At 40.5% G+C, this 16,549-nt stretch carries 19 protein-coding genes; 8 read left to right on the top strand and 11 right to left on the bottom strand.

Going from position 1 to position 16,549, the window contains the following annotated elements; all coding sequences use genetic code 11:
* Positions 1-15 precede the first annotated feature (15 nt).
* Positions 16-1,266, bottom strand: a complete 1,251-nt coding sequence (locus ACR65F_RS14535; protein WP_039043479.1) for a Y-family DNA polymerase — start codon at positions 1,264-1,266, stop codon at positions 16-18.
* A gap of 241 nt (positions 1,267-1,507) precedes the next feature.
* On the opposite strand from ACR65F_RS14535, the gene efeO reads away from it, so the two are divergent.
* The 8 genes from efeO to ACR65F_RS14495 all read left to right on the top strand — a co-directional run bounded on the left by efeO (position 1,508) and on the right by ACR65F_RS14495 (position 9,545).
* Positions 1,508-2,359 carry an iron uptake system protein EfeO gene (gene efeO, locus ACR65F_RS14530; RefSeq protein ID WP_039043478.1) on the top strand — a complete coding sequence of 284 codons (852 nt, stop codon included), beginning with the start codon at positions 1,508-1,510 and terminating at the stop codon, positions 2,357-2,359.
* A 7-nt stretch (positions 2,360-2,366) separates the two neighbouring features.
* Positions 2,367-3,635: an iron uptake transporter deferrochelatase/peroxidase subunit gene (efeB, locus tag ACR65F_RS14525; protein WP_440504849.1), complete on the top strand. Its 1,269-nt coding sequence runs from the start codon at positions 2,367-2,369 to the stop codon at positions 3,633-3,635.
* A complete protein-coding gene (locus ACR65F_RS14520; RefSeq protein ID WP_440504848.1) occupies positions 3,610-5,364 on the top strand; it encodes an FTR1 family iron permease in 1,755 nt (584 codons plus the stop codon). The genes efeB and ACR65F_RS14520 overlap by 26 nt, the downstream gene beginning before the upstream one ends.
* A 113-nt stretch (positions 5,365-5,477) precedes the next feature.
* Positions 5,478-6,710 (top strand): dicarboxylate/amino acid:cation symporter, encoded by a 1,233-nt coding sequence (locus tag ACR65F_RS14515; RefSeq protein ID WP_052245925.1) that lies wholly within the window; start codon positions 5,478-5,480, stop codon positions 6,708-6,710.
* Between the two features lie 195 nt (positions 6,711-6,905).
* Positions 6,906-7,352 carry a LytTR family DNA-binding domain-containing protein gene (locus ACR65F_RS14510; protein WP_082003396.1) on the top strand — a complete coding sequence of 149 codons (447 nt, stop codon included), beginning with the start codon at positions 6,906-6,908 and terminating at the stop codon, positions 7,350-7,352.
* A gap of 10 nt (positions 7,353-7,362) precedes the next feature.
* Positions 7,363-7,782, top strand: coding sequence for a DUF3021 family protein (locus tag ACR65F_RS14505; RefSeq protein WP_440504847.1), 420 nt, complete (start codon positions 7,363-7,365; stop codon positions 7,780-7,782).
* Entirely contained in the window at positions 7,775-8,713 is a 939-nt protein-coding gene (locus ACR65F_RS14500; protein WP_440504846.1) for an ABC transporter ATP-binding protein, read from the top strand. The genes ACR65F_RS14505 and ACR65F_RS14500 overlap by 8 nt, the downstream gene beginning before the upstream one ends.
* Positions 8,691-9,545, top strand: coding sequence for an ABC transporter permease (locus tag ACR65F_RS14495; protein ID WP_440504845.1), 855 nt, complete (start codon positions 8,691-8,693; stop codon positions 9,543-9,545). The genes ACR65F_RS14500 and ACR65F_RS14495 overlap by 23 nt, the downstream gene beginning before the upstream one ends.
* A gap of 373 nt (positions 9,546-9,918) precedes the next feature.
* Here the strand turns inward: ACR65F_RS14495 and ACR65F_RS14490 are convergent, their stop codons facing one another.
* From ACR65F_RS14490 to ACR65F_RS14445, 10 genes are all read right to left on the bottom strand, one after another.
* Entirely contained in the window at positions 9,919-10,227 is a 309-nt protein-coding gene (locus ACR65F_RS14490) for a hypothetical protein (protein WP_440504844.1), read from the bottom strand.
* A 305-nt stretch (positions 10,228-10,532) separates the two neighbouring features.
* Positions 10,533-10,691, bottom strand: a complete 159-nt coding sequence (locus tag ACR65F_RS14485) for a hypothetical protein (RefSeq protein ID WP_440504843.1) — start codon at positions 10,689-10,691, stop codon at positions 10,533-10,535.
* A 46-nt stretch (positions 10,692-10,737) separates the two neighbouring features.
* Positions 10,738-11,625 carry a S16 family serine protease gene (locus ACR65F_RS14480; protein ID WP_440504842.1) on the bottom strand — a complete coding sequence of 296 codons (888 nt, stop codon included), beginning with the start codon at positions 11,623-11,625 and terminating at the stop codon, positions 10,738-10,740.
* A gap of 60 nt (positions 11,626-11,685) precedes the next feature.
* The gene (locus tag ACR65F_RS14475) at positions 11,686-12,564 is read right to left on the bottom strand and encodes a GNAT family N-acetyltransferase (protein WP_440504841.1); all 879 of its coding nucleotides are present in this window, start codon (positions 12,562-12,564) and stop codon (positions 11,686-11,688) included.
* Between the two features lie 263 nt (positions 12,565-12,827).
* Positions 12,828-13,103, bottom strand: a complete 276-nt coding sequence (locus tag ACR65F_RS14470; RefSeq protein ID WP_440504840.1) for an NUDIX domain-containing protein — start codon at positions 13,101-13,103, stop codon at positions 12,828-12,830.
* A 176-nt stretch (positions 13,104-13,279) separates the two neighbouring features.
* The gene (locus tag ACR65F_RS14465; protein WP_440504839.1) at positions 13,280-13,933 is read right to left on the bottom strand and encodes an HAD family hydrolase; all 654 of its coding nucleotides are present in this window, start codon (positions 13,931-13,933) and stop codon (positions 13,280-13,282) included.
* A 67-nt stretch (positions 13,934-14,000) separates the two neighbouring features.
* Positions 14,001-14,420: an HIT family protein gene (locus ACR65F_RS14460; RefSeq protein WP_440504838.1), complete on the bottom strand. Its 420-nt coding sequence runs from the start codon at positions 14,418-14,420 to the stop codon at positions 14,001-14,003.
* 91 nt (positions 14,421-14,511) lie between these two features.
* Entirely contained in the window at positions 14,512-14,979 is a 468-nt protein-coding gene (locus ACR65F_RS14455; protein ID WP_039043465.1) for a GNAT family N-acetyltransferase, read from the bottom strand.
* Positions 14,980-15,095: 116 nt separating this feature from the next.
* Positions 15,096-15,815 carry a nucleotidyltransferase domain-containing protein gene (locus tag ACR65F_RS14450; protein WP_440504837.1) on the bottom strand — a complete coding sequence of 240 codons (720 nt, stop codon included), beginning with the start codon at positions 15,813-15,815 and terminating at the stop codon, positions 15,096-15,098.
* Positions 15,816-16,130, bottom strand: a complete 315-nt coding sequence (locus tag ACR65F_RS14445; RefSeq protein ID WP_440504836.1) for a hypothetical protein — start codon at positions 16,128-16,130, stop codon at positions 15,816-15,818.
* Positions 16,131-16,549 lie beyond the last annotated feature (419 nt).

Here is a 16,549-nt window from a genome sequence, read left to right as displayed (position 1 = left end):
TATTGTCTCCTTCCGTCATTTCACATGTCCACCAATCAGCCCCGCTCGATGGCGTGCTGTCCCTGCATCGGTATACGATACAGCACGTAAAACGGCAGCTGATCCGTATTTACTGCGGAGTTCATCCACCGTCTCACCAAGCTTTCGTTTCTTCCATTTATGCTGGTCAAACAAGCTTAGTTGCATCGAATGCTCCTCAACTAGATTGGACAAACTTAGCGACAGTTGGCGGACGGGGCGTCCATCGTGAAATGTATCGAACAGTTCTGTACAGAGTTTGTAAATTTTCATCGTATCGTTCGTCTCTTCTACAAGGGATTTGGAACGGCTAAACCCGCCACCTAACGCATTTTTAGAGTAGCCAACAGATAAGTGAACCGTCCGGCCGGCACGCCTTGCAGTGCGAGCACGCATTGCGACGTCTTCACACATTTCGAGCACCACGGCAAGCACATCCTCACGGCGACAATAATCCCGGAAAAGAATTTGCCCTTTACCGTAGCTGACTTGCCCCTCAATTAGAGGAGCCCCGAGATCAGACAAATCAATCCCGTGTGCATGGTGGTAAAGCTGATTCCCCATAACACCGAACTTCTCTTCCAGCTGGACTAGGGACGCGTGCGCCAAATCACCAACGGAGTAAATACCCATTTCATTTAACGTGTGTTCAGTTCTTCTTCCAATCCCCCACATTTCACTAAGCGGTGCGATAGGCCATAATTTCGTTGGCACATCCTCGTAGCCCCAGTGAGCAAACCCAGTTTTCTTCGCTTCCAAATCCAGTGCAAGTTTAGACAACAGCATGTTTGGCCCCATCCCACATGCGGATTGCAGTTGGAATTGGCGAAGTAAATCATCCTGAATGCGTGCAACGGTTTCTCTTGCGGGTCCCCAAAGTTTCTCCGTTCCATCTAAGTCAACAAAACTTTCATCTATGCTATACACGTGAATGGCTTCTTTTGGGACATATTGGTTCAACAAATGAGTGATCTCCATCGAAACCTTTATATAAAACTCCATCTTGGGTTCAATTAGTTGTATGGAGGGATCATCCGGGATTTCAAAAAGACGCATCCCTGTCTTAATGCCAAAACGTTTTTTGAGCGGAGGGGATGCTGCCAACACAACGCCTCCTTTTCGCTCTTTGTTCCCAATAATCGCGATTGGCGTTTCCATTACATCCAGTCCTTCAATGGCGGCTGCACAACTCGCGTAAAAGCTACGCATGTCAATGCAAATAATTTTACGTTCAGGCAGTTGGTTCATGTATGACTCCTCCTAAGAACATCTGTTCCCTTATTGTATGACGGATAAACTCTTTATACAACAGCCATTATCTTACAATTTCAGTGAGACATTGAGATTCCACACCGTAACCCGTCATAATTTATTTTTGATCAATGGTAAAATGACATGGAATTGCCAACCCTTCATACAAAAAACAGTTGACTCAACATGCTGATAATGATTATCATTGAGAAAAAGACGGAAAGTAGGAAACTATCTTATGAAATCACATGCCTTGCTCGCTTCATTACTCGCAACAGGTCTCATCCTCTCTGGATGCGGTTCCGATAAAGCAACAACTGAGAAAGAATCAGCAGAAGCTGTAGCTACAACGGATCTTCAACAAGAAACGGACGCATATAAACAATTTGCTTTGGAGCAAATGGACCAGTTTGTTGTGGAAACAGACAAATTTGTTAGTGCGGTAAAAGAAGGTAGACTTGAAGACGCAAAAGCAATCTATCCCCTTGCCCGTATGTACTTTGAACGTTCCGAGCCGATTGCAGAAAGTTTCGGGGACCTCGATCCTCGTATTGACGCACGTCTTGCTGACTTGGAAGACGAAGGTCAAGGTGAAGAACAATGGTCTGGTTACCATAAGATCGAATACGGTCTATGGGTGGACAATACAACAGAGGGCTACGAAGACATTGCGGATCAGTTGTTGAAAGATGCAAAAGAACTGCGTGCACGTGTCGAAACGGTTGAAGTCGGTGCGGACCTAATGATTACAGGAGCAGTTGACTTGTTAAACGAAGTCTCGACATCAAAAATTACGGGTGAAGAAGAAATCTTTTCTCACACCGATCTATACGATTTCAAAGCAAATGTTGAAGGTGCAGAAGAAATCTTCCATATTTTCGAAGCGGTCATCAAACAAAAGGATGCGCAACTTGCGACAGACTTAACGAATAAATTCTCAACATTGAATGGACTTCTTGCAAAACACGAAGATGGAAACGGCGGTTATATTTCCTACGAAGAGTTAACAAAAGAAGATACAAAACAATTAGCAGATGCGGTCAATCAACTCGGTGAACCATTGAGCATGATGGGCATCGTAATGGAGTGAGAATCTAATGGCAGAAGAAAAGTTGTTTGAGAAGAAAATCTCGCGACGTCAAATGTTGAAACTAACGGGCGCAGGAGCTGCTGGTGCAGCAATAGGTGTATCTGGACTCGGGGGTCTTCTCAATGTGTTTGGGATGACGACAGAAGATGACAATCCGACGACCAAAAACAAAGTGAACTTTTACGGTGCGCATCAACCTGGCATCATTACGGCCGTGCAAACTCACGTCTATTTTGCGTCACTCGAAGTCCTCGTCAACTCTCAGACAGAACTAAAAGAGTTGTTCCAGCAGTGGACGCCGATGGCCGTTCGTTTAATGAACGGCGAACCCATTGGTGAACTCTCTTCTAACGGTTTCATTCCAGCGAAGGATACAGGCGAAGCAGGTGGACTCGATGCATCCGGTCTCACGTTGACCTTCGGCGTCGGGCCTTCCCTGTTCGATAAAAAAGAGCTAGGACTTTCATCGAAACGTCCTGCAGAACTCAAAGATCTCCCCCACTTCCCAAAAGATCAGCTCGATCCCGCTTATACAGGGGGCGATATATGCATTCAGGCATGTGCAGAAGATCCCCAAGTTGCGTTTCATGCAGTGCGTAACCTGATTCGCGCCGCTTCGGGAAAAGTACGTTTAAAATGGTCACAAGCCGGGTTCAACTCATTCCCTGAAAAAAACAAGAAACGCGAAACACCAAGGAACTTGTTTGCCTTTAAAGACGGCACAGCAGGACCTGATGCTGCGAGTAAACAAGCGATGAATGAAGTCGTTTGGGTACAGCCTGGTGAATCTCAAGGTTGGCTAGCTGGAGGCAGTTATATGGCAGTCCGCCGTATTCAGATGCACTTGGAAACGTGGGATCGGACAGCACTCGGCGAGCAAGAAGCGACATTCGGTCGTCACCGCGAAACAGGTGCTCCTATTGGTCTAAAAGGCGAACACGATGAAGTGCCGCTTGAGCAGAAAGATGCATCAGGAGCACCTATCATTCCTGTCGATTCACATGTGCGACTAGCAAAAGAAGCGAAAGCCCAAATCCATCGACGTTCTTTCTCTTACTCTTCAGGGACAATGGATGCAACAGGTGCATATGATGCCGGTTTGCTGTTCATCTCCTATCAAAAAGATCCGGAGCAATTTATCGCCATTCAAAAAAGTTTCGGCCGTGTTGATAAATTGAATGAATACATCACACACCGTGGCAGTGCCTTATTTGCCTGCTTCCCTGGTGTACAGAAAGGAAGCTATATCGGTGAATCGCTATTCAAAATTTTGTAAGCAGGCACTGCTCATCGCAGTCCTGCTTTTGTCTCTTTTACCTGCATCACTGGTCCACGCGGAGGCACCTTCTTATAGTGACTTGTATATCGCAATTGGCGATGCCATTATGGCGTCCAAGCAAGACGATAAGCAGGCTGCTGAGACTGCGCTGGAAGAATTCAAAGCTACATGGGAACAACAAGACCACCCTGCAAAAGAAAGTAAACAAGTCGAAAGTGCGCTGAGAGAAGCAGAGCAGGCAAAAGGATCTGCACAGCGTCTAGAAGCGTTAACAGCACTGTCAAAAGCATTACATGCATTGGAGAAAGCTGAAAATCCAGTGGATGAACAAGCGGAACGTCTCGCGTTTGAAAAGGCAGTTACGCCAGATCTTGAAGAGCTCGGAGACGCCATTCATTCAGGAGACACTGAAGCAACTCGAGCTTCCGAAAAGAAATTTCTAGCTACTTGGACACGTAACGAACGTCCAGTCCGCGAACAAAGTATAGCGGCGTACGGAACGATTGAAACCCAAATGGCGTTCTTGCGCATTGCACTTGCAGAAGATGCACCAAGTCAGACAGATCTCGAGCAGACATACACGGCGCTCGAACAGGCGATTACATCATTTGCAGCAGGTGAAACGGCTCAAGGAACCGCTCCTGCTACAGATGACTCCCTAGACACGCTGACTTCCCTTTTAGCAGACAGCCGAGCGGCACTTGCTGAAGAGGATGCAGATACAGCGGTTTCGAAACTTCGTGAATTCATCACAAGTTGGCCAAACGTGGAAGGTCAAATCCGTACAAAGGATGCGGCACTTTACACAAAAATTGAAAGTCAAGTACCGTTGCTGGCAGGAAAACTTACGAATGAAAAAGCAGATATTAAAAAAATATCGGGTGACATCGCCAGTCTGCAACAGCAGATCGAACTCGTTAAAGAAAGCACATCGTATACATTTTGGGATTCAGCACTTATTTTACTGCGTGAAGGATTAGAGGCTCTGCTTATTATTATCGGCCTGGTTGCATTCCTGAAGAAAGCCGGACAACCTCAGCTTGCTAAATGGATCTATACAGGATCGGCCGTAGGAATTGTCGCAAGTATTGTTGCAGCCGTCCTGATGACAACCATTCTTAACTCCGTGACGATTGGAAGCAGCCGTGAAATCATGGAAGGTGTAATTGGACTCGCTGCAGCTGCCATGATGATTGGAATGGGCGCATGGCTTCACCGCAAATCATCTGTAACCGCATGGAATGACTACATCGCGCGTCAAATGGGGACAGCCGTTTCCACTAAAAGCGCTTGGGCGATTGGGTTGCTCAGTTTCTTGACAGTGTTCCGTGAAGGTGCAGAAACCGTCGTGTTCTATGTAGGAATTGCGCCGAACATGAAATTGTCCGAGTTTCTACTCGGCATTGCGGTAGCATTAATCATTTTGGTTGCTGTTGCTGTCGTGCTACTGAAAGCCGGAAGCCGTATTCCAATTCATCGGTTGTTTGCGGTAGCGACGGTTTTCATCTATGCACTCGCCTTCAAAATTATAGGCGTGAGCATCCATACGCTCCAATTGACAGATGTCTTCCCTACTTCTATTGTGGATGGACTTCCTGTCGTTTCTGCGATCGGATTCTATCCGACATGGGAAACGATTGCAGGTCAGCTCGTGTTAGTAGTAACAGTAGTGACAATGTTTGCAATCAAAAAACGATTACCTGCTCGAAATTCCGTTTCCTCTTAAGGAAGCGGTGTTTTCAATATTCGACAAAAACCTAAGCATAGATATTGACCAAAACTTCCAACTTAATGTACACTTCGCTAGCGCAATCAATATATATGAATAGGAGAAAACGGATGTTATCGAAAATATGGCGTGGTTATCGTGATAGTTCATTTGTACTTAAAATGTCCATCGGATTTCTTGCAGGAATTGCAAGTGGTCTTATATTCGGACAAAAAATGACCATCTTCCAACCACTTGGCACACTATTAATAAATTTACTTAGTCTCGTTGCAATTCCGGTGGTTTTTTTGACCGTTGTACTCGCTGTCGATCAGATGAGTATGAAACAGCTCGGACGAATGGGCTGGAAACTTGTCCTCTATTATATGGCTACTACAGCCGCAGCAGTGGGAATTGGTGTAGGACTCGCCCTTTTGTTCCAACCAGGTCAGTATTTGACACTTCCAGATATGAAAGTGGAAACACCAGCGTCACCGAATTTCTCAGATGTCTTATTGCAAATGGTACCTGCCAATATGTTTGAAGCATTTTCAGGCGGTAATGTAATGGGTATTATTTTCATGGCAGTCATTATTGGGCTTGCCATCTCAGCAATGAAGTTTTCAATGGATAAAGAGATGCAAAAACACGGTCAACTGTTGGACAAGGTGATTATTGCACTGAAAGAAATGTTTTCAAAACTCCTTACCGGCGTCTTGCTGTATGCACCAATCGGTGTCTTTGCAATCAGCGCAACTGCGTTCGGTAGCCAAGGATGGGAAACCTTTAAGTCTTTGCTCACGTTTACAGCAGTATTTTACCTCGGTATTATTCTTCTATGGGTCTTCGTTTACACAGGATTCATACGTTTGTCTGGAAATTCCGTCATGAATTTCTTCAAGTCAACGAAAGAAGCCTATACAACCGCCTTCTTCACATCGAGCAGTATCGCGTCCTTACCGATTGCCATCAAAGCAGCACAAAAAGCTGGTGTGTCTGAGCGGACAGCAAACTTTGCGCTCCCTCTTGGAGCGGTGTTCAACTCAGATGGCGGTGCGCTCCGCATGGGTGTGTCGATTGTATTCGCAGCAAACATTACGAATCTCGACCTTTCTGTATCTAGCTTTTTCCTGATTGTAATTGTGGGGACATTGCTTTCTATCGGAACCTCAGGCGTTCCTGCCGCAGGGCTAGTGACGCTAGCGGCCGTATTGACGATGTTCGACCTGCCACTTGAAATCGTTGCCCTCATCGCAGGTGTAGATGCGATTATCGGAATGGGTGGATCTGCTTCAAACGTTGTTGGAGACATCGTAGGTGCAGTCGTGGTAGATAGTTCGGAAAAGAAACGCGCGACGACTTAAAAAGCCTGACATTTTAAAATGAATCTAGAATGAAGAAAGGCCGCTAATTCAAATTGAATTAGCGGTCTTTTTTGGTTTGCCAGGATTACTTTAATGCTCATATGCAAGTCACCCTGCGTTACATGCAACACACCGAAATTGTATTGTTCTCCATCTGGTGAAATGGTACGATTCATCAAAGATTAGAACTTCGAGGTGAGTCCGATTCGACTGAAAATAAATGAATCCAAAGATTTTACAGACATTGAAATTATCATTAATTGCCCTGAAGTAGATGAAAATTTGTCTCCTTTGATTCATCAGATTAATCAAATGATGTTTTCCATTCATGGGAAAAAGGATGGTATTACGTATCCATTAGTATCCGATCATCTGTTGTACATTGAATCCGTGAATGACACTGCTTTCCTTTATACCGATGAGGATGTCTATGAAAGCGACAAGAAACTATACGAGTTCGAAGAGCAGCTGAAAGAGACGAGGTTTATGAGAATCAGCAAAAATTACATTGTGAATATGTCCAAGATTGAGAGTGTAAAAGCTCTGATGAACGGTCGATTCGAGGCGTATTTATCGAACGGTGAAAAAGTCATCGTGAATCGGCATTATGTAAAATCATTTCGAAAACATTTTTTAGGATGAGGTGTCATGTATGAATCGCTCAATTATCTATATAGGTGCAGCTTGTTTCGCGTTTACTTTCAGCTCTATTTTCTATTATCTGTTTAGGGCGCTCAGCATCTTTCCGCCACTGACAGAGAAAATCACGATCTACTTGTTTATCATATCCTGTCTTATTACCTTGCTGATATTTCTATCTCATAAACTGCCTGTTGACCAGCCACTGCTTGTTCATTTAATTGAACTGATCTGTGTTCTTGTGGTGCTGATCCTTGCAGGTGCATTTTTTGACGTGTACCCTTTCCACGTCTTTTATATTGGAACGGTCGCTCTATGTGGGATATGTGCATACACATTTGTCATCCTGATGGTCTATTTGAATAACAAGATAGCTGAAAAAGCAATCAATCAAGCGATTGCGCAGCAGAAACGGAGGGGATCAAATGTCTAAAATTATTGAGGTACATCACTTATGCAAGTCGTTCGGTGCTGTGGAGGCAGTGAAAAATGTCAGCTTCTATGTGGAGGAAGGAAGTCTGTTTTCATTTCTCGGTACAAATGGAGCCGGCAAGTCTACAACAATCTCCATTCTCCTGACTCTTCTAAAACAAGATGCAGGAGAAGTGAAGGTAAGCGGCTTAACGGTCGGAAGAGAAGACGAAGCAATCCGTAAAGAAATAGGTGTCGTATTTCAGCAAAGCATATTGGATCCTCTGCTGACGGTAAAGGAAAATTTAGATTACCGAGCACGGTTGTATAAGATGACGAAGGAGGAAAGGCTAGCGGCAATCGATCGCGTCGCTACCACTGTCGATATATCTTCCATCATGAAGAGACGCTATGGTAAATTATCCGGAGGACAGAAACGAAGAGTGGATATTGCCAGGGCCTTGCTGCATCAACCTAAGATCTTACTACTAGATGAACCTACGACAGGTCTTGATCCGCAAAACCGGAAACAGATTTGGAATACCATTCTGCAATTGCAGCGTGAGACCAATATGACGGTCTTTTTAACGACACACTATATTGAAGAAGCGGCCAATTCAAATTTTGTGGTCGTCATGAAAGAAGGAGAAATTATTGCCAAGGGTACGCCGCATCATCTAAAGTCCCAATATTCTGCCGACCGTTTAATGATCATAGCAAAAAATCCCGCACAATTACGCAGTCAATTACAGACAGATAAGCTAGTCTTCACCGAAGAACACTCCACCGTCCTGATCCACCTCAAGAAAACAACCGATGCCATTGTATTATTGGCGAAATACGAAGAACTGATCGATTCATTTGAAGTACAAAAATCCAGTCTGGATGATGTGTTCATCCAAATCCATAACGGAAAGGATGACATGCATCATGATGACTGTTACGAAGCGTAATATACTTCTGTATTTCCGCGATAAAAGTACCCTATTCTTTTCTCTGCTTGCTGTCATCATCCTGGTCGTCCTGTACGGAACATTTCTAGGGAATTTAATCTCAGACAGCCTTCCTGATTTCCCCGCTAAAAAATGGCTCCTTCTATCATGGATCTTTGCTGGGATTTTAGCTGTTACTTCAGTCACTACGACGTTGGGCGCGCTTGGGACATTGGTAGAAGATCGTTCCACTGGCGCCGAACTGGACTTCTATGCTTCTCCGATTAAAAGATCAGCCCTTTTAGGCGGCTATGTCGTGAGTTCGATCTTCGTCGGTTTCATCATGTGTCTGCTCGTCCTTCTGACTGCAAATGCAATTTTCTTTTTATCGGGTGACGAAATGCTAACCTTTCTCCAAGTGTTTAAAGTTGTTGGGGTGATCAGTTTATCCGTAATTTCAAGCAGTTCTATGATTTTGCTGCTCGTTTCTTTTTTCAAAACCGTCAAGGCTTTTGCTGCTGCGAGTACCGTCATCGGAACACTGCTTGGTTTTCTGGCAGGTATTTATATTCCAATTGGAAATCTGCCAGCATATTTGCAAACCATCATTAAATTATTCCCTACCTCGCACTCAGCGGCGTTATTCCGCCAAATTTTGATGGAGCAGCCAATGCAAGAAACATTTGCACAGGCACCGGTGTCAGCCAAGCAGGAATTCTTGAAGGATATGGGTGTGTTTTATGAAATAAACGGCTCCCTTACCTCACCCACGTTCAGTGTGCTCTATTTAACAGGCATAGCTATTTTATTCTCCATATTGGCTATTGTCTTAATGAAGCGTAAGAGGACTTAACTGACACCAAACAGGCACAGCACTTCTACAGCAACTGTGCCTGATTAGAGATGAATATTCTGGGTCCTATTAGCGTTATAAAATTGCTACATAGACACTTCCAAAGCTGGCAGTAAATTTAATATCAATTACCTCGATTCCGGAATGAGATTCAAGAAAGTCGTTAACTTTACGATCTAGACTATTGCTCGACATAGCAGTAAAAGATATGAATTTCATAAGAATCATCCACCCTTCCCTTCTTCCAGAAAGCTTTAGTTATAGTTCTGGTCAATGGCCAAATTCAAGCACAAACCCTATGCAACAACTACGCCTTATAATCCAATGCCTATTTTTCAGGGTGACATTTTACAACAACATTTAACAATCCCATCTAAAATTGACCATTATGATCTCCAGGAACGATTGTTTTTAAATTATATCTCCTTGTTTTTTTAGATAAATCATAACTCATAGTGTAATTTTGATCGACTTGTATTAGAGCCCATATACTAAAATCCTCAATATAAATTTGCTTGTCATTAGAAAGTACTATCCATTGTTCACTAGTATTTTTGTCTTTTTTAACCACACCAATGTTTTGGGTAGTGCTTTCAAGAACAGGATTATAGATAGTAAAACGAAATAAAAGAAATAGCACGATTAAAAATACCAATGATAGTACTGTGATTTTCCCTTTCATACTTTTCTCCTTTGATAGATAATCTAGTCTGATGATGGAACATTACGAAAGCAATTGAGCTCTTTCTTGACATACGAAACAAACAATTACACAATGTACATTTATTTACATGAAAATCCCTTTATATGATTAATAAAATAAGTATCACAAGATTCTTTAAACATGTAACCAAGCTTTTTGGATAGTTCATCAGATTCGGAATTCGCTCCATCTCAACTGGGGTACTCCTCGCTGTCCAGGCGATATAAGTGGAGCATTTCTTTGGAGGTAACTAATATTAGCTTAAGATCAGTCATGAAGGGCTGCTATTTTGTATCTTTGTTCATTTCTTTTAATTGTTTTTTGATTTCTCTAAGCTCCATTTTTATAGCTTTCACTTGTTTCGATGTGTCAATCCCATAGCGCACACCGTATGTAATGATGAAAAACACAAGAGCTACCCCTAATAGCCAGTAAACGAGCATCGTATCCTCCCCTTCAGGTTGCTAAGTCAATTTCACAATCAGTTATTCACTGTCCCCTATTTAGTTCTTCAATTTTTAGTTGTGCTTCTTTTACATTGGACACATAGATTACAGAAACCTTTGACTTAAGATCCTTTTGGAGTGCCTGTGCTTCTCTTTTATTCTTATTGGGCATCAAAGCAAAGGAGATTCCTGCCTTTTCGATTATTTGTAGTTTTTCCTGGATAGATCCCACTTTGGTCACTTTTCCAGACGTAGTGATGCCTCCCGTGACGGCGATGGGCACCTGGTTTTCTAGTTTTCCACTTATATAGAGACCAGATAGAGCTAAACTGAGACCTGCGGAATCTCCATTACTGCCCGAACGATCCCACTTAGTCAGCCACTCACCTTCCGCCCCTAGGTAGTCACTTACCGTTTCCACCATCTCTTTTGGAGTGTGCTCTTTTGTGAGGTGAAGCCAGGATAAAAGTTGTCTGGTTTTTACTCCATAAATTATGTGATTGTCAATTTCAGCTATGGAAAGTACATCAACGCCTTGCTCAGTCAGCAATTTATTAATAGACTCTTTATTCATTTTTTCCTCTTCCTCAAACTTAAGTTCACCTACGCCGACCGAAAAGATTCCAGACCCCGCCACTGATTCAATGGGAGGCACATAAGTAGACGAGATGTAGGAAGGTGCCGACAAGTAGAAAAGAAGTGTGAACTCATAGGCAAACAACAAACTGAGAACAAGGATAGATGTTCCCGAAATTCTTTTTAAAATACGTTTTTTTCGGAAAATCAGAAGAAGGATACCTAGCATAAGTATGCCGAGAAACAAGACGCCTAGAAAACCAAGTGCATCAATAAAATCAACTAAATAGAACGTTAAAAAGATGAAATAAAACACAATAGAAAGCACAATAGTCATAACGGTTGTTTTTTTCATAGGTCCCCCGCCTCTTCTTTTAATAAGAAAAAACAACACACTTATATAGAAACGTCAGCTCTATCTTTTGAAAAAATAATGAACTAATGTATATTTCGGTTCAAATCCAGCTTTCCTGTAAACTGTATTTGCTTGATGATTCGTATGTTCCACAGTTAATCTAATACGTGCTATCTGAGGATATGCAAACAGTTCAGTTAATACTTCCTTCAACAACAATGTACCTAGCCCCTGATTTTGATAGCTATTAGAAATTCCAATATACTCCAATGAAGCCTCGCCTGTTTCTGGGCAAACTTCAAAGTAAGCATAACCTTTAAGTTCATTTGAATCTCCGCTTAGGATTTTTAGAACATTTGACTTGTTGATTCTTCCGACAATTGTGGCTGCATCATAGTAAGTACCAGGAAACAATTCGTTATGTAATTTCTCGAATTCAATAAAATCATTCTGCAAAAATGGTCTACTTCTCATTTCCAATACTTCATTAAAATTCTCTTTTCTGACTTCTAGAATCAGATGCTCACCATGCTCTTTTGCATTTATCTGCCCCATAAATGCTTGTTGCATAGAATTTTCCTTATTGATAAAGAATTGTAATTCGCGAACTTCAGGATGATCTTTTATTAGCCCTTTCCATAATTGAAGTTGCATTGGAATCGAAGCGGATCTGTTGAATGGCCCCCAAACCTCAGCACTGGTTTCCTCGGCATCCAACCCAATAGCTGCAATGATTTCGCCGTCATTTCCTCTTGACAAGTAAAAATTAATGTCTCCATTTTCAGTGACAAAGTCTTCTTGAAGAGCTTCAAGAATCTCCCCCTCATCTTCCCCACAATACCCGATGTGTGATTCAGGTTGTTTATTTAGATCCGCTAAAAATAGAGACAATTCTTTAAGGTCTTTTACCTTTTCTATAGTTTGGTTAATATGAATCACCTAATTCATTTGGATTTTTGTAGTTTAAAACTCGAATAAGTAAAACAATCAGTGCTATTGTTTCCGTTAAATAAGCTCTATAGAATTCGTTCACTCAATGTAGTCAAAAATTTTCAAGTCCACTTCATCTACGTAACTCAGCGGTTCTATTAAGTCCCACAGCCTAATTTCAGACGTTTCGAAATTCGTTTGAAAAGGCAAAAGTCTTTCGACAGTAGAGAAATAAACGGGATTATACTTAATTTCGCCATTCAGCACGTTTTTCACCTTGAGCAAGCCCTAAATTCTAACTCCTCTACAAGTTGACCAGTTTCTTCGTAAAGTTCTCTTGCTGCACACTGCTTAGAGGTTTCATCATCTTCCCTCTGGTCGGGAGGTAATTCCCATTGTTTTCTCCACGTGTTATAACATAGAAGATACTGATCTTTACACTTTATCACGGCATAAGAACCGGCCAATCTTTGATAGTTGTGTATCTCAAATTCATTCACAAAAAGAAAGTCTAGAAATTCAAAATTACTCTTCTTAGTGACTTTCATAGAGCAACCTCCTCGACGTAAGGTAGAAAGAATTTATAGATGTTTTTTTGATAAAAACTTGCGTCTGGAATTTTCAATTATCATAAACCACTTGTATAAGTTAATAAGTATTTCTTCGAGTTCTTAAGCTGACATTCTAACCATCACAAAGTCGAGTTTAGAATGACAAGACATATTTAAAAACTAGGTACTATTGTTTTCAGTTCAACTAAATCATCGATTACCAAATCGGCCATAGCAAGTTCATCTTCTTTTGCAAAATCAAAATTACATCCGATTGCTATTAATCCGTTATCTTTAGCAGCACGAATATCGGATAAGCGGTCCCCTACTACCGCGGCTTTCTGAACATCATATTTTGTTATTATTGCTTTAACTAAATCTCCTTTATCCAACGTCTGTATTTGTTGAATACTAAATGTTTCAGTAACCCAAACATCCAATTTATAATAACTCACAATTGCATTTAAGTATTCAGTTAAACCGTTACTCGCTATGTAAATTGAACAATTATTCTCTTTTAAAAAACTGAAAACTTCTCTCGCATTAGGATATAAAGCACCTTTCCCACTTCTTATGTTTTCAATTAATCTCTCTAGAAAATAAAAATCCGTCTGTTCTCTCTCTGCGAGGGAATGATTAGGTAACAAAGTTTCCCATACTTTTGGTAAAGGGACTCCCATAATTTCGCGGTATTTATCGATAGGGGTTATTGAATTCCATCTATTTTGATGCCGTAAGTGATTAAATGTATCCTCAAGTGATAATTCTAGAATTTTGTCCGTTTGAAATAGAGTACCATCCATATCAAAAATCAGTGCTTGTAACATTAGATTCTCTCCTTGTTATCAATCCATTTCCTGTCGGATATTCAGTTTAAGAATAAAGTTGACCAGTTTAAATTACTTCTTTATGAAGATATGCTTTCATTTTTATCTTCAGCTCCATAAAGTCTTCAAGCTTCACTGCATTTTCGGGTTCCACCAAATAAAAGCCATCGTCTTTATATCTCGGGATTACATGCATATGATAGTGCTCCACATCTTTGAATATTCCGTTTTCTTGTAAAATAGTGATGCCATCTGTAGGGTAAAGGTTTTCTAGTAAGATCGCCATCTTTTTAGCCAAATTAATGACTTCGTTCAAACTCTTTTCATCAACATCACGGAATTCTGGACAATGTGTTTTAGGAACTATTAAAATATGACCTTTATTTATTGGGAATTTATCTAAGAAGCAACACACGTGTTCATTTTCATAAATGATATAGGCTTCCACTTTTTTATGGATGATTTCACAGAATATGCAGCTCACCATTCTCATTCTCCTCCCGTGAAGGTAATATAAGTCATTAAAATTACTGTGAATGAGCCCATTAAAGGAGAAACTTTTAACACCTTATAGCTGTTTACTTTACACACTCATACTTCATCCTCAAAAACTCATATCGACTACCATTTGTGTCTTGCATGAAGCTACCTGTAGATTCAAAACCTACCTTTTTGTATAACTTTATGGCTCTCTCATTAAAAGTGGCAACCGAAAGCATTATGTTTTCTGGGTTATACTTTGAAATTGCATAACTTAGACCAGCTTTAAGAAAATCCATGCCCAATCCCTTTCCAGTTAATTCAGGTTTCATGCCCAACCCAATATCAACGCAATCATTTTCATATACAAAACAAAAGAACCCAATTTGTTCGTTGTTTATTTTAACTGAAAAGTATTTATCCCCACGCTCTTGCGGGTTCAAAAATTCAGCCAAATCCTCCTCATCGGCCGCAATATCATAAAAAGAATAGTTATCTTCATAGTGCCAATTTGAAGCAATATTTTCAGCTTCTTTTTGTGACAGTTCACTAAAAATATAATTCATGAGAGCTCCTCCAATCAGAACTGCAATCCCCGTCTGAGTTGTTGAGAATTCAACCTATTGTACAAAAAGGGGCGTAGCACTGCTATTTCTGCAATGGTGCCCTTTGGCTGTAATCATCATTTTTTACCTAAAGAAAAACCTTCAAATAATCGTCCACCGAATGGTTCAAGAACCATTGTACACAGACAAACTACTTTCCTCTTCTCTCCCGTTTTATAATACTCATCAAAGGATTGAACAAACTTCTCGGTGAATTTTTCATCGTATTGCTTCAATGAACGAATTATCCACTTAGAAGAACCTACCCAACATCCATTAGTTCTTAAAACGAATTCTTGAATTTGATCTGCTAAGGTATTTGCTATAAATATTTCTTCAGCTCGATTTTTGCAACCAATGAAATCATCTAAGACATCTGTTATAAAATAACGCTTCGTCCTAATCATTTCCTCTGACCATTTTTCAGGTCCTTTATCTAATATCTCTTTTGCCTCTTCTTTTATGGAAGCTATAATTCCTTCATCTTTCAATACGATTCCTTCAAATACCATTCTTTGCATAGAAGGCTTTGCAATTTTATAATCCATTTCGAAAAAATTTCTATAGGAAGTTAAATTATGTACGAACACTTCAATTGCCCATCCATAGTCAATCAGAGATTCTCTAAAAGACGTTTGAATACTATCATCAAAAATAACAATATCAAGGTCCGAGGTAGCTGTTTCTTGCCCCCTGACAACACTTCCTGCTAGTAATGCCCCTTGGCAGTAAGGATAATTATTATTTATAAAATTTTTAGCTGCCTCAATGTGATTTAACTTTTCAGTCTTTTTCATTTACTTCTCCTCACTATTTATATTGTTCAATGGCTCAATACTTTTATATAGTTTTTTTTTAGTGAAAATCCCTACAATAATTGTGATAACTCCCTCTAACAATATGAGCAGATGAAAAACAATTAAAGAACCGGTCCCTTCTAAATCATGTATAATTTTAGTTTCGAACAACAAAGTAAGGGTTAACGGATAAGTCAAAACCGATAACAACATAATGACTCCAATTATTATTCTATTTTTCTTATTCCCTTCAGTTAAGTGTAAAATAACGGAAAAAATGATAATTGCCAATCCTATAAAAATAGGTAATGTCATTTTAGAACCTCCATTAATTTCTGTTCCCAATTAATCTATTAGATCCTAGAATCCCTTGTTTCGGAAACAAGTCTTTTTACTAAAGAGGCGAAGATTCCTATTTCAGAATCGCACCAGTTTAATCAGTAATTTAAATTGAAGTAATTCACTAAAATACATTTTTTTATAATTGTCCTAAATTTTTTTTTGCAAATGGCCATTTTATATTTGTTAGTACACTTTGTCAGTTTTCTTTCGCCATATATTAAGAAGCATCAACCCATCACTTTTAAATCCAGTAGAATATGTTAAAGGGATTAGTGCTGATACGATTAAGAATCCAGTAAAACCGAAGAAATAACCTGGCTTGTCAACATTAAATCGGACAATTTTTATAAGGTCCCTAATCGGTACTCAATAGGCGTTAGATAATCCAGCGT

The sequence above is a fragment of the Sporosarcina sp. SAFN-010 genome (assembly GCF_059415065.1).
Note: the sequence above shows the minus strand (reverse complement) of the source record. Positions and strands in the feature narration are given on the sequence as shown.

What these genes read in the sequence shown, in the direction of transcription:
- ACR65F_RS14535 (WP_039043479.1), bottom strand. Translation starts at nt 1,266, where the DNA reads ATGAACCAACTGCCTGAACGTAAAATTATTTGCATTGACATGCGTAGC.
- efeO (WP_039043478.1), top strand. Translation starts at nt 1,508, where the DNA reads ATGAAATCACATGCCTTGCTCGCTTCATTACTCGCAACAGGTCTCATC.
- efeB (WP_440504849.1), top strand. Translation starts at nt 2,367, where the DNA reads ATGGCAGAAGAAAAGTTGTTTGAGAAGAAAATCTCGCGACGTCAAATG.
- ACR65F_RS14515 (WP_052245925.1), top strand. Translation starts at nt 5,478, where the DNA reads ATGTTATCGAAAATATGGCGTGGTTATCGTGATAGTTCATTTGTACTT.
- ACR65F_RS14505 (WP_440504847.1), top strand. Translation starts at nt 7,363, where the DNA reads ATGAATCGCTCAATTATCTATATAGGTGCAGCTTGTTTCGCGTTTACT.
- ACR65F_RS14500 (WP_440504846.1), top strand. Translation starts at nt 7,775, where the DNA reads ATGTCTAAAATTATTGAGGTACATCACTTATGCAAGTCGTTCGGTGCT.
- ACR65F_RS14495 (WP_440504845.1), top strand. Translation starts at nt 8,691, where the DNA reads ATGATGACTGTTACGAAGCGTAATATACTTCTGTATTTCCGCGATAAA.
- ACR65F_RS14490 (WP_440504844.1), bottom strand. Translation starts at nt 10,227, where the DNA reads ATGAAAGGGAAAATCACAGTACTATCATTGGTATTTTTAATCGTGCTA.
- ACR65F_RS14485 (WP_440504843.1), bottom strand. Translation starts at nt 10,691, where the DNA reads ATGCTCGTTTACTGGCTATTAGGGGTAGCTCTTGTGTTTTTCATCATT.
- ACR65F_RS14480 (WP_440504842.1), bottom strand. Translation starts at nt 11,625, where the DNA reads ATGAAAAAAACAACCGTTATGACTATTGTGCTTTCTATTGTGTTTTAT.
- ACR65F_RS14470 (WP_440504840.1), bottom strand. Translation starts at nt 13,103, where the DNA reads ATGAAAGTCACTAAGAAGAGTAATTTTGAATTTCTAGACTTTCTTTTT.
- ACR65F_RS14465 (WP_440504839.1), bottom strand. Translation starts at nt 13,933, where the DNA reads ATGTTACAAGCACTGATTTTTGATATGGATGGTACTCTATTTCAAACG.
- ACR65F_RS14460 (WP_440504838.1), bottom strand. Translation starts at nt 14,420, where the DNA reads ATGGTGAGCTGCATATTCTGTGAAATCATCCATAAAAAAGTGGAAGCC.
- ACR65F_RS14455 (WP_039043465.1), bottom strand. Translation starts at nt 14,979, where the DNA reads ATGAATTATATTTTTAGTGAACTGTCACAAAAAGAAGCTGAAAATATT.
- ACR65F_RS14450 (WP_440504837.1), bottom strand. Translation starts at nt 15,815, where the DNA reads ATGAAAAAGACTGAAAAGTTAAATCACATTGAGGCAGCTAAAAATTTT.
- ACR65F_RS14445 (WP_440504836.1), bottom strand. Translation starts at nt 16,130, where the DNA reads ATGACATTACCTATTTTTATAGGATTGGCAATTATCATTTTTTCCGTT.